This window comes from Arthrobacter sp. 131MFCol6.1 (assembly GCF_000374925.1).
Classification (GTDB): Bacteria; Actinomycetota; Actinomycetes; order Actinomycetales; family Micrococcaceae; genus Arthrobacter.
Genome location: NZ_KB895541.1, coordinates 839328 through 851353, shown reverse-complemented (window position 1 = coordinate 851353; position 12026 = coordinate 839328). Strand labels below are relative to the sequence as shown.

The following is a 12026-nucleotide window of genomic DNA, read 5'->3' as shown; positions in this document are numbered from 1 at the left end:
GTGATCCCCATGATAGGCCGGTGCGTGCGCCCGGGCGCCCGGTGCACGCACCCGCTCCGGCGTATGGCCCAGTACTCCTCCGGGCTCCATGGCAGACTTTCTGGCATGGAGCCCATGGATTGTCTGGTCATCTATGTCCCCACCGACGCCGCGTCCGCGGTGCGGCAGGCCATTGGCGACGCCGGGGCCGGCAGGCTGGGCAATTACTCACACTGCTCGTTCAGCCTCGACGGCACCGGGCGCTTTACCCCGCTGCCCGGCGCGAACCCGGCCGTCGGCGTCGTCGGTTCCCCCGAGGAGGTGTCGGAAACCCGGATCGAGGCAATCTTCCCCCACTCCCGCCGTAACGCCGTCGTCAAGGCGGCGCTGTCCGTTCATCCGTACGAGACGCCGGCGTTCATGACCTTCCCGGTCGATGCCAGCCTGCCGGACTGAGCGGGACCGGGGGTATAGCGCGCGGGAAACGGTCAGGTCAGCTGTGTCGGATGGCGCGCACGACGACGTCGTGCAGCGGGAGAGCGCGGTCACCGGGTCCGGGGAGCGTCCGTGTGATCTCCTCGGCACTCGCGATGCTCCATACGGCAGAGTCGAGACCCCTGGTGATGTCCGCCAGGGTGACAGTCGCTTCCGGGGGAGGACGGTGCCCGTGCCCCGGGGTGGCGGGACCGTGCAGGTGCCCGACGATCAACAGTGTGCCGCCGGGGGCTACCCAATGTGAGATGCGTTCGTAGAAGGCAAGCTGCGGCATCGCCGGGTGCGCGTAGTGGGTGGTCACAAGGTCGAAGCGGCCTCCCGGCGCCCACGACGTCAGATCAGCCTCGACCCAGGTCACCCTGCCGGGCGCGGACTGCCCTTCGGCACGCTCGGCCGCCTGAGCGAGGGCAGCGCCGGAGATGTCGGCGCCGGTGACCTGCCAGCCGCGCGCGGCCAGCCAGGTCGCCTCGGCCCCTGTCCCGCACCCGGCATCCAGCGCTCTACCCGGTGCGAGTCCGCTGGTTTCGCGTACGAGATGCGGGTTCGGGGCACTCCCTCCCGAATCTGCCTGCGTGGCACCGTGGGCCAATGCCCAGTGCCCTTGCCAGTAGTCCTTGTCGAAGCTGTGCGTCATCTCATCCCCGTCGCGTCCCCCAGCTTCTTCCTCTGACGATGTCTCTGCCGTCTCGGCCATCTGGAACCCCTTCCGATCTGATTACGCTTGAGAATCCATGGTCGTGAACAATTACGTGGGCGTGCAAGCGGTATTGCCGAATGGCAAAATGGCCCCATGAGCGACGATCTCGACCACACACTCAGCGCCGTCGGGCCGCGCCTCAAGCGCCTGCGACTCCGCCGTGACGTCACACTCGCTGACCTCGCCGAGCAGACAGGCATCTCCGCCAGCACACTCTCCAGACTCGAAGCAGGCCTGCGGCGGCCCACCCTCGAGCAGCTCCTTCCACTGGCCCGCGTGCACGGGGTAACCCTCGACGAACTCGTCGATGCGCCGCCGACCGGCGACCCCCGGCTCAATCTGCGACCCGTCGCCGGTGCAGACGGGTCGACGATCTTGCCGCTCACGCGCCGGCCAGGCGGTATTCAGGCCTACAAGTTCATCCTCCCCACGGGGCGGGATGGACAGGAGCCTCAGCTGCGCACCCACGAAGGCTACGACTGGGCCTATGTCCTCAACGGCACCTTGCGCCTCGTCCTCGGTGAACATGACCTGATCCTCAGGCCCGGCGAAGCCGTGGAGTTCGACACCCGAACCCCGCACTGGTTCGGCGCCACCAGCGCCGGGCCGGTCGAATTCCTCAGCCTCATCGGCAAACAAGGTCAGCGCGCGCACGTCCGGGCTGCACCCACACGCAAGAGCTGAGCGCATCCTCTGACGGGCTCACTCCTTAGGCCGCTGCCGGCGCCATCCGGAGGGCCAGCATCCCGCCTTCGAGGAGCTCAAGCTCGACGATGTGCAGCGTGTGTCGGGTTCCGTCCTCCGGCAGCATCTTCTTGCCACGCCCGAGCACGATGGGGGAGAGCAGCAGAACGTACTCGTCGACGAGGTTTTCCTCCATGAGCGTCTTGGTCAGCGTCGGGCTTCCCCACACGAGCACGTTCTCCCGCTCGCGAAGTTCGCGGACTTGGCCGATAATGTCGTCGGCGATAATCGTGCTGTTGTTCCAGTCGGCGTGGTCCAGGGTGGTGGACACGACATACTTTGGCATGGCGTTGAATGTGTCGGCCGTGAAGTCGCCCGACCGTGACGGCCAGGAGGCGGCGAAGCCCTCATAAGTGACCCGGCCGAGCAGCATCGAGTCCGCCCCGGCCAGAACTTGTTCGTTGAAGGCCACGGTGGCGTCGCTGAAGAACGGGCCCGACCAGAGCTGGGGCTCCTCGGCAACGTTGTCCAGAGTAGAAAAAGCGGTCACTGTCAGCTTGCCCATGAAGATCTCCTTCAGGTCGGTGGCGCCTGGCTGTTATCCGAGGCTTCGGAGCCGGAGTGTTCGTGCCTCGTGGATGGCGGCCGGGGCAACTGCGCTGGCCGCGAGTCTGAGGGCGTGGACCCTCACGGTTATGCCGCGGATCCTTCTTCTGCTGCGGGGGCAGCCAATTGTCCCAGCCACTGCCTGGCAACGTCGACGGACGTGAAATATCCGTGCGGGCAATCCTGTTGGCGCAGCAGCGCCGCGGCTACCACGCGGTCCACGACGGAAGTCCCGACCAGTGCCACTGCTGAGACGAAGCGCTTCGCCAACAGCGTCTCTCTCGCCCCGGGACTCATGCACACGTCCACAACCTCCACAATCATCGGCTGCCGACTGCTTCCACTCACCGCCTGGACGGCCGCAACGACGGCGCCGGCATCGGCTGCCGAGACCGTGGAGCCGGGCTTCCAAGTCAGGTGGAAGGTGCCCTCCGCATCCAGGTCCAACTTTGCGTTTGTGCAGGTCAACGCGATTTCCGCCATGAGTTCCCCTTAGTCTTCCGATGAGGGTAGCCCACCCCGCGGAATAAATGTGACTTGTTGAACAATCACAAGGCATGACGGCAAAGGGCAGGAGCGCATGAGTGTTCCGCGGAGGCCCTGCATCATCGCGCACTAGCGGGCGGCAGGAGCGTTTTGACGGCTTCCGGTCACGGCCCCTGCCCATCGGCCTGATCCGAGATCGTGACAGTGCCGGCGTCGCCGTCCACGCGGATTCGCTGGCCGCTGGTGAGCCGCTGGGTGGCCACACCGGTGCCCAGCACGGCCGGGATGCCATACTCGCGGGCCACGATTGAACTGTGGCTCAACGGCCCGCCGACGTCGGTGACCACGGCGGAGGCCATCGCGAACAGCGACGTCCAGGCCGGGGTGGTGATGCGGGCCACCAGGACGTCCCCGGGCTCCATCAGGCCGAAATCCTGGGGCCCGCTCAGGACGCGGGCGGGGGCGGTGACCTGCCCGGAGCTGGCGCCGGCGCCCTTGATGACGTCGCCGAGCTGGTCCTGTGGGCCCGCCGGCATCATGGAGCCGAAGGCCCGCTCCATCCACCGGCTCTCCGGCAGCAGTTGCGGGGCAGCGGCCTTGGCCTGGCCCCGCCACAGCATCTTGCGCTCCTCGACGGCACCGGCGCGGACGGGCCGGTCTGCCCCGGTAATTGCCACGGCCGCCGGTGTGCCCGACCCGGCAAGGCCGAACTCGACGGCGCTGCGCAACTCCCGGTGGCGCAGCCAGAAGACGTCGCCGGGCTCGGCGATGACACCGGAGCCGACCAGCCGTCGTCCGAGCTCGAACAGCATTTGCCGCAGCAGCGGCCACGCCAGGCCGACGTCGGCCAGGGCATCCTCGCGGATCGGGGCTGCATTTTGTGCCCACCGGAGCAACCGGAGGAACGCGGCACAGCGCCTCGGCCCGAGCCGGGCGATGATCCGGCTGGTTTCCTCCTCGCGGCGGCCGGCCGAGAGCCGCTGGCGCTCGTACGGGTCATTGCCCTGTCCCCGCAGGTAAAACTTCACCGTCTCCAGCAGCGGCGAGGGATCGTCGGCCGGCACCGGGCTGACGAAGTCCAGGTTGTAGACCGCATGGCCGAACCGGCCGAGGTGCTCCTGGAAACGGGCATGCCAGCGCTGCCAGGGTGCCGGGTCCACGCCGGCAGGCGGGAACCCGGTGCGCTGCGACCCGGCCAGTGCCGCGGTGGGTGCGTTGAGGATCGCCGGGGCAAGCCCCGGGACGTCCCGGGCCCAGGCCGCGAGGTCGTACAGCGACTTCTCGGCCCGGATGGGTTCGCTGTCGTAGCCGAGGAGGAAGGTCTGCGCGGGGGGATCGCCGTCGCGCCGAACGAACTTGTCGTAGTAGGCCCGGAAGGAGATTTCGCTTGTTGCGGCGATCGGAATGATGGACTGCACGGCCGTGTAGTACACCGTGCCGGCGTCCAGCAGCGTCTGCACACCCGCCAGCAGTTCCTCGCCGGAGAGCTCCCCGACGGGCTTCGCCGACCAGTCCTTGATCACCTCCTCGTAGCGGGGATGCGAAAATTCCCGCCAGCCGGCCACTCCCATATGCGCCTTGCCGCGGGCCAGCGCGCGCATCGCGGTCAGCGACTTGCCCATCACCCGCCACATTCCCGAGTTGCGGTAGTAGTAATAGGCGTAGCCGTTGATGGTGGGCAGCCCGACGTCGTCCTCGCGGATTACTTCCTTGCCGACGGCGCCGGCCGTCAGGGCCCTCAGCGACCGGGACACCGAGCCGTCAATGAGGTCGGCGAACAGCGGCGAGAGCGGGTCGGGCAGCTGTTCAACGATGCTTGCCCGGAAGTACAGCCCGTGCCGGTAGGGCACCGGCCAGGTGTCCGGGACGTCGGCTGCCGGTTCGGGCAGTGCGGTGATGGGCCGGGATTGCAGGATGAAGAACTCGCCACCGGCGCGTGCCCATTCGATGTCCTGCGGCGCCCCGAAATGATCCGTAATCCGTGTTCCGTAGCCGGCAAGCTCGGCCGCCGCCCGGTCGTCCAGTACGGCCTGGCGACGGCGCGCCGCCGGCACCGGCTGCTCCACGGTGCCGCGCTCCGCGTAGACGGTCATGACCTCCTTGTCAGCTGTCCGGCGCGACAGCACACGGCCCGTCTCCATTTCGACGACGACGTCATCCGTGGTGACCAATCCGCTGACGACGGACTCGCCCAGACCCCATGCGGCACTGATCACCGTCTGGTCGCGGCGCCCGTTGGCCGGATTGGCGGTGAACATCACCCCGGCCGCCTCGGCGTCGACCATCTGCTGGACCACGACCGCGAGGCGCACCGTGTCCGGTCCGATGCCTTCACGGGCGCGGTAGGCCATGGCACGCGCCGTCCACAGGGAAGCCCAGCACTCGGTCACGGCCGCGGCCAGGGCCTCTTCCCCGCGTACGTTGAGGTAGGTTTCCTGTTGCCCGGCGAAGCTGGCTGAGGCGAGGTCCTCGGCCGTGGCGGAGGAGCGCACCGCCACGGCCGCGTCCCCATTGCCGAGCCTCCCGTAGGCGGCGCCGAGTTCCGCCGCGATCCCGGCCGGCATGGTGCCCCCGGTGAACAGGGCGCGGATCCGTTTCGAGGCTTCCTCATAGTCCTGGGGCGCCGCCGTCGGCGACAGGGTGGCCAGCTCATGGATGCCGGGCCCGAGATGGTTGGCAGCCACATAATCCGCATAGGCTGCGGTATTCAGCACAAACCCCGGAGGCACCGGCAGTCCTGCCTGGCTGAGGCCGCCCAGTCCGACGCCCTTGCCGCCGGCCACGGCAACGTCGCCTCGCCCCACATCGCTGAAGTTGTTGATGTAGGTCATGACCTCGAGTCCTTTCCGCCCGGAGCCGGGGCTCCGTGGTTGAGCCTGATGCCCAACATACTGGCACTGCCGCAGGCAAGAGGCCATAGCCGTACGGGGCCAAGGTATCCCGTTGACGCCGCCGGCCGAGGGGTGCCCGGAGGCACGGCTCGTGACTTCATCGGTGACCGTTTCAGTAACGATGCGGACCCGTTCAACCGGGACGGTCTCCTTGGTGGCTATGTCTCGCTCTTCGTGAAGGATTACCTCGTCGTCGCTGTCCGAGGTGGGTCCTTGAGCGAGGCGACGGCTGAGAGCAAGGTGCACGAGCAGGTCTGGTTCTTGTCCAGTTAGTCGAGCAGGGGATTCGCTGCTGTTAGGGATGCCGGAAGGCGCCGCGGTCGCTGGTGAGTGCCGGTTGAGTCGAGTGCCCGAATTGCCGGTCAGGTCACGAAGTTCTCAGGTGCTTCCGGTGACTGGCTTCCGCCGCGGGAGACGTGGACTTTCGTGGCGGATGCTCCGGACTGCTCCGGGATCTGGGCGCGAATTTCCAGGACACCGTCGATGTAGCTGGCCTCGACGTTGTCAGTGTCCGCCCCGCGGGGGAGCGGGACGCTGCGAGAATATTCGCCGTACCGCACTTCGCTGCGGTAACCCGGCTGATCCTTGTGCGCAGGTTCCGTGCGCCGGGCCACAATGTTCAAGTTGCCCTCGGTGACGGTGATATCTATGTCCTTGTCGGGATCGATGCCGGGGATGTCGGTTCTGACCACCAAGGTGTTTCCGTCCCGGTATTCTTCGACTCTGAGCCAGGTGTCGGTCTCGCCCTGCAGGAAGCGCCGGACAGGTTCGGGCACGTCGATGCCCGTGCGGCGGAATAGGTTGTCCATCTCTATCTCCTTGCTGTTTTGCATCGCTGGTCCCGTGAGGCCGGATGCGCGCGGAGCCGTGACATCGGCCGCTTTGGCGGCTACTACTTATGACGGCGACGCCGGCGCCGGCGCCGGCCGAGGGAACTGCTCTTGAGGACTTTCAGAGCTTGTGCTCGACGAAGCGTGGCGGGGCTGGGGGCCCGGCATGAGGTTGGATTCGGCGGGTGCGGGCCGTGAAACACCAGGAGTTCCTTGCCGGGGCGTTCCAGAACCGGCCCGCAGCCGCCTAACAGACGTTGCAGGACGCCCTCAGGGGCAGCCCCGCATCCGAAGGGCCGAGCCTGCTACGCCCTGGTCCTGCGACCGGCAAGGGCGCCATAGATCAGAAGCACAATAACGGCCCCGAGGATGGAGAGGAGCCAGGTCCGCAGATCGAAGAAGTCAGCGAGGCCTCCGCCGAAGATCAACGAGCCGATCCAACCTCCGAGGATTGCGCCCACGACGCCAACAACGAGTGTGATCAGCCAGCCGCCTCCCTGCCGGCCCGGAAGGATCGCCTTGGCGATAGCTCCGGCGATAAGGCCGAGAATGAGAAAAGCAAGAATTCCCATCTTTGTACTTCCTTTCGGTATACCGGTCGTGGAATCCGGCCGTAACGGCGATTTAATCAGCATGCGTAGTAACGCGCAATACCCGGCGGAGCGGCCTTGGATCTCGCTCGTCCCTCTCCGTTCCCGCCTCCAAGGGAAGCGGCGGCCGGCCGTGGGTCCCGGGTGTGGCCGGCTCAGGGGAACTGGCCGGGGGAGGCTAGTTCATTGAAGCTGGGGGCCGGCTTTGGGTGGGCGGTGGGCCGCTGGAACCTGGAGTTCCCGGTCGTGGAGCCTGGAAGAACTCCACAAACCGGGCGAGTTGTTCAGACAAGGCCTCCCACCCGTCGAAGTCGGCAGGAACGGCCGCCCGCTCAGCCCGAGAGGCCGCCTGCAGTGCGGCGTTGCCGGCGTCGGTAATCTCGACCCGAAATTGGCGCCGATCCTCCGGGTTTCGCGTCCTCGTGACCAACCCCCCGTCCTCGAGCCGGGCAAGGACGCGGCCGAGCGTTTGGCCTTGGACATGGACTTTTGCGGCGAGCTGCTCCTGGTACATGGGGCGGGGTGCCACGGCTTCCAGGGCGATGACGGCGGCACGCGTCAATCCCAGCGGAGCCAACGCGTCGTCGTGGAGGCGTTGGACTAAACGGGCCGCTGCTGTCAGAAGCCGGTAGCCGTCCCTGGCGTGGGGCTCACGGGCGAGGATCACGAAGAAGGCCTTCCTGATTGGGTGGCAACGAAGGTCACGCTGCCCGCGACGGCGGCAAAAAGCGCCGGCGCTGAACCTCCACCCTATGCATGCCGGACACTCTTTTGGCAAGTATGCTTACTATTTTTCGCACGCCGCTTGCAGGTGCACGGCGTGTCGTGGGGAGGGCGAGAGCCGGGCCGTCCGATTTTCGACGGAGGGCTTGCGCTCCATATAGCAAGTGTGCTTACTATCTAGTTAGTAACCGTGCTTACTAATTTCATCCGGTAGCGCTAGTCACGATCCCAAGCGGACCATTCCTGAAAGAGAGCAACGATGACACAGAATCCATGGGCCCAGGCAACACCCGAAGTTTCCCAGGACCGGTACGCCGGCGTTGGAGTTGTGCCCCCGCAAGGTACGGGACGCGCTGACTCGAAACAGGAAGCGGCCCGGGACGAAGCTGCGGACGTAACGCGGCACGCGGCGGACGCTGCCCAGAACGTCGCCGAGACGGCCAAGACCGAGGCAGTCAACGTTGCCGCCGAAGTCAAGACCAATGCCCGGGACCTGTTGCACCAGGCCAGGTCCGATCTCACCGAGCAGGCAGGAACCCAGCAGCAGAAGGTCGCCGAGGGTCTGCGATCCGTCGCCGGCGAACTGCATTCCATGGCGGCCGCCTCGGACCAGCCCGGCGTGGCCACCGACCTCGTCCGCCAAGCCGCCGAGCGGTCCTCCGCTGTTGCGTCCTGGCTCGATGGCCGGGACCCGGGTTCGCTGCTGACCGAGGTAAAGTCCTTTGCCCGCCAGCGCCCGGGTACCTTCCTCCTGCTCGCGGCCGGAGCCGGTGTACTGGCCGGGCGTCTGAGCCGCAGCCTGAGCGCCGGTGCTCCCGAGACGACGGGCGCCACCGCTGCCGGACCGTCCACTGCTGGCCGGATCCCCGATACCGGGGTAGCGGTTCCGCCGCCGCCCGTGCAGATGCCCGCTCCGCAAACCACGACGGCGGGCCTCGCGGACACCTACCCGCCGAATCCGCTGGATTCCGATTTGGGCACCCACGATCCGCTCCGCGACGCCGGGCAGGGCCGCCGGTCCTCAGAGTCCGTGGCCGGTGAGCCATTGCAGCAGGCTGATCCGCTGCGCGATGACCCCTTTGACGGTGGCCGTCGATGAGCAGCGAAATGCCTCCCACAGCCGCGCAGGCAAAGGCTGAATCGACTTCCCTGGGTGACCTTCTTGGTGAGGTCACACGGGACATGTCCACCCTGATGCGGCAGGAGGTGGAATTGGCCAAGGTCGAACTCAAGGAGTCCGCCACCCGGGCCGGCAAGGGCACCGGCATGCTCGCCGGAGCCGGCGTCGCTGGCCACTTCGTGCTCCTGTTCCTTTCTTTGGCGCTTTGGTGGGCGCTGGGGAATGTGATGGGACTGGGCTGGTCCGGCGTCGTTGTCGCCGTCATCTGGGCAGTTGTCGCCGCTGTGCTGGCAGCCAGGGGCCGCAAGGAACTGAACGCGATCAAGGGCATGCCGAGAACGGCCGAAACCCTCCAGGAAATCCCGCCCACCCTAAAACCCAACTCCTAGATTCAGCGAGGAACACGATGAGTGAAAACCCGGATGTCATCCGAGCAGATATTGAAGCAACCCGTGCCCGCCTGGGCACAAACGTGGACGCCGTCGCTGACAAGGTCACGCCGTCGCACATCGTCCAGCGGCAGACGGACAGAGTCAAAGAGAACGTCAAAGACGCCGTCTTCGGAGTGAAGGATAAAGTCATGGGAACCGCAGACCACACCGCCGACCACGTTCACTCCGCCACCGGAACCGTCGGCGCGCACGTGAGTGACGCGGGCTCGGCGGTTGCGGGCGCGCCGGGCCAGCTGAAGAACAGGACCCAGGGGAACCCGCTGGCTGCCGGGCTGATCGCCTTCGGGGCAGGCCTGCTCGTTTCCTCCCTGATCCCGGCCAGCCAAAAGGAGCGTGAAGCCGCTGATGCCCTCAAATCGGCAGCCGAGCCCCTCACTACGGAACTGACGGATGCCGCCAAGCACGTGGCCGAAGGGCTGAAGGAGCCCGCCCAGGAAGCCATGGCGAACGTCAAGGCCACTGCCGCGGACGCCACCGATCATCTCAAGGCAGACGGGCAGACCGCTGTGGCGGACGTCAAGTATCGCGCCGCCGAAGCCAAGGACAACGTTCAGCAGGCCTGAGGCCGCGTCTGAATACGGCCGGCTGCCCTCGCTGATGCGCTGGGCGGCCGGCCATTTCCCTTAACACCACGAAGGAATCTCCATGGCCAAGAACCCAACCAGGGCAGAAGATGAATCCATGACCGACGCCGAAACGGACGAGAGCAGCACCGCCAAGGCCCGCACGGCACCCGCCCCGGACGACTCCCGCAAACCGGACAGCCCGGCCGACGTCACTAAGCCCTCGTGGAAGTACATCGCCAAGAAGACCCTGCGTGAATTCACGAAGGACCAGTGCCCGGATCTCGCCGCAGCCCTGACCTATTACTCGGTCCTCTCAATCTTCCCGGCGCTGTTGGCCCTTGTGTCTTTGCTGGGCATCTTCGGGCAGGCAGAGAAGACCACGTCCGCACTCCTGGAGATCGTCCAGGGATTCGCGCCTGCTGAAACTGTGGAGGCAATCAAACAACCAGTCGAGCAGCTCAGCAGTTCCTCCGCGGCTGGACTCACTCTGCTGATCGGCATCGTCACCGCCCTCTGGTCCGCCTCCGGCTATGTCGGGGCCTTTGGCCGGGCAATGAACCGGATCTACGAAATCGACGAGGGCCGGCCGTTCATCAAACTTCGGGGCACGATGCTCGCCGTCACCATTGCCACCGTGCTGATCGTTCTCGTGCTTTCGGCCATGCTGGTGCTGAGCGGGCCGGTGGCCGAGGCCGTCGGCAACGCGATCGGCCTGGGCGGGGCAGTCCTGACGGCGTGGAACATTCTCAAGTGGCCGGTGATCTTGTTGCTCGTGATTCTGGCGATCGCCATCCTCTACTACGCCACGCCGAACGTAAAGCAGCCCAAGTTCCGCTGGATGAGCCTGGGTTCCGCTATCGCCCTGGTCATCTTCCTGCTGGCGTCCCTGGCCTTCGCTTTCTATGCGGCCAACTTCAACAGCTACGAGAAGACCTATGGTGCGATCGGCGGCGTCATCATCTCGCTGCTGTGGCTCTGGATCTTGAACATGTCGCTGCTGTTCGGTGCCGAGTTCGACGCCGAAATGGAGCGTGGACGCCAACTCCAATCCGGCATTGAGGCCGAAGAGACCATCCAATTGCCACCACGGGATACGAAACAGAGCGACAAGCTCCAGGCCCGCGAAGAAGAAGACATTGGCCGCGGACGCGAGCTGCGGGAACAGTACGGGAACCAGCCTGAACCGCAGGAAGACCAAAACCGTCATCGGGACACCGACGGAGTGGAGCGCCCCTAACTTGCGGAAAAGTCAGGCATCACTGATGGCGGCGAGTTTGACGTTGTCCCTCTGACCTTCCCAGGTGCCGGTGAGCGCGAGCGGGCCGACAGGGTGCTCATCTAGGTCCAGCCGCCGGATAACGAGCAAGTTGAGGCCGGCAGTCTCGATAGCGGTGCCGGCGTCGGTGGCGCGCGGTGCCGCCGAAGAGACGTCAGGAACTGCCTCGAGTTTCGGTCCAGTGCTTTGCACGAAGACCGTCTGGGCCAGGAGTTCCAGGTTTTCCCCTTTTTGGAGGTATTGCTCTGCCTGCGGGCGTCCCAACATGATGCTCGCCGCCAGTGCTGCCACGTAGATTGGATCGGCGCAGGCATCGTAAACCCATCTCAGGCCGAGTACCGAGTGCTGCATCGTGCCGACCAACCAGGGTTCCGCGCCAGCCAAGGGCTGGGCCCTGTACGTGAGTGGGACTTGAAAAGTGGAGCTGCCCACAGACACGATGATGGTTTCTATGCCGACCTCGCCGGCGGGGTCGTCGAACCGGTAGGAGCCTACTTTGTGCAGCGCTGCCGTGTCGGGTTCCGTGAACCACGCCTGGCGGGGCAGCCACTCTGCGAGAAGTTCAAGTTTCGTCGGCTGCAGTTCTGCCTGGTGGATGATCGCCATGACTGCAAGCCTAACCGCGGCCCGG

14 protein-coding genes are annotated in these 12026 nt (G+C 66.0%); 6 read left to right on the top strand and 8 right to left on the bottom strand.

Features of this window, described 5'->3' with window-relative positions; translation table 11 throughout:
* Nucleotides 1–105: 105 nt before the first annotated feature.
* A complete protein-coding gene (locus tag C566_RS0104025) occupies nucleotides 106–435 on the top strand; it encodes a hypothetical protein (protein ID WP_026266359.1) in 330 nt (109 codons plus the stop codon).
* 37 nt (nucleotides 436–472) lie between these two features.
* On the opposite strand, the gene C566_RS0104020 is transcribed toward C566_RS0104025, so the two are convergent.
* Entirely contained in the window at nucleotides 473–1168 is a 696-nt protein-coding gene (locus tag C566_RS0104020; protein WP_018773052.1) for a class I SAM-dependent methyltransferase, read from the bottom strand.
* Between the two features lie 96 nt (nucleotides 1169–1264).
* On the opposite strand from C566_RS0104020, the gene C566_RS0104015 reads away from it, so the two are divergent.
* Complete coding sequence (locus tag C566_RS0104015; RefSeq protein WP_018773051.1) at nucleotides 1265–1855, top strand: helix-turn-helix domain-containing protein; 591 nt, start codon at nucleotides 1265–1267, stop codon at nucleotides 1853–1855.
* A gap of 25 nt (nucleotides 1856–1880) precedes the next feature.
* Here C566_RS0104015 and C566_RS20705 read toward each other — a convergent pair whose 3' ends face one another.
* From C566_RS20705 to C566_RS0103980, 6 genes are all read right to left on the bottom strand, one after another.
* Nucleotides 1881–2420 carry a dihydrofolate reductase family protein gene (locus tag C566_RS20705; protein ID WP_018773050.1) on the bottom strand — a complete coding sequence of 180 codons (540 nt, stop codon included), beginning with the start codon at nucleotides 2418–2420 and terminating at the stop codon, nucleotides 1881–1883.
* Nucleotides 2421–2548: 128 nt separating this feature from the next.
* Complete coding sequence (locus tag C566_RS20700; RefSeq protein ID WP_018773049.1) at nucleotides 2549–2944, bottom strand: DUF7793 family protein; 396 nt, start codon at nucleotides 2942–2944, stop codon at nucleotides 2549–2551.
* Nucleotides 2945–3111: 167 nt separating this feature from the next.
* Entirely contained in the window at nucleotides 3112–5778 is a 2667-nt protein-coding gene (locus C566_RS0104000) for a PEP/pyruvate-binding domain-containing protein (protein WP_018773048.1), read from the bottom strand.
* Between the two features lie 422 nt (nucleotides 5779–6200).
* On the bottom strand, nucleotides 6201–6647 hold the full coding sequence (locus tag C566_RS20695; RefSeq protein ID WP_018773046.1) for an Hsp20/alpha crystallin family protein: 447 nt from the start codon (nucleotides 6645–6647) through the stop codon (nucleotides 6201–6203).
* A 326-nt stretch (nucleotides 6648–6973) separates the two neighbouring features.
* The gene (locus C566_RS0103985; protein WP_018773045.1) at nucleotides 6974–7240 is read right to left on the bottom strand and encodes a GlsB/YeaQ/YmgE family stress response membrane protein; all 267 of its coding nucleotides are present in this window, start codon (nucleotides 7238–7240) and stop codon (nucleotides 6974–6976) included.
* Nucleotides 7241–7436: 196 nt separating this feature from the next.
* Nucleotides 7437–7925 carry a MarR family winged helix-turn-helix transcriptional regulator gene (locus tag C566_RS0103980; RefSeq protein ID WP_018773044.1) on the bottom strand — a complete coding sequence of 163 codons (489 nt, stop codon included), beginning with the start codon at nucleotides 7923–7925 and terminating at the stop codon, nucleotides 7437–7439.
* A gap of 315 nt (nucleotides 7926–8240) precedes the next feature.
* On the opposite strand from C566_RS0103980, the gene C566_RS0103975 reads away from it, so the two are divergent.
* The 4 genes from C566_RS0103975 (at nucleotide 8241) to C566_RS0103960 (ending at nucleotide 11356) form a co-directional block, all read left to right on the top strand.
* Nucleotides 8241–9080, top strand: a complete 840-nt coding sequence (locus tag C566_RS0103975; RefSeq protein ID WP_018773043.1) for a hypothetical protein — start codon at nucleotides 8241–8243, stop codon at nucleotides 9078–9080.
* 8 nt (nucleotides 9081–9088) lie between these two features.
* A complete protein-coding gene (locus tag C566_RS0103970; RefSeq protein ID WP_043466035.1) occupies nucleotides 9089–9490 on the top strand; it encodes a phage holin family protein in 402 nt (133 codons plus the stop codon).
* 17 nt (nucleotides 9491–9507) lie between these two features.
* Nucleotides 9508–10116: a DUF3618 domain-containing protein gene (locus tag C566_RS0103965; RefSeq protein ID WP_018773041.1), complete on the top strand. Its 609-nt coding sequence runs from the start codon at nucleotides 9508–9510 to the stop codon at nucleotides 10114–10116.
* 82 nt (nucleotides 10117–10198) lie between these two features.
* Complete coding sequence (locus C566_RS0103960) at nucleotides 10199–11356, top strand: YihY/virulence factor BrkB family protein (RefSeq protein WP_018773040.1); 1158 nt, start codon at nucleotides 10199–10201, stop codon at nucleotides 11354–11356.
* Nucleotides 11357–11368: 12 nt separating this feature from the next.
* Here the strand turns inward: C566_RS0103960 and C566_RS0103955 are convergent, their stop codons facing one another.
* Nucleotides 11369–12001 (bottom strand): CG0192-related protein, encoded by a 633-nt coding sequence (locus C566_RS0103955; protein WP_018773039.1) that lies wholly within the window; start codon nucleotides 11999–12001, stop codon nucleotides 11369–11371.
* Nucleotides 12002–12026: the final 25 nt, after the last annotated feature.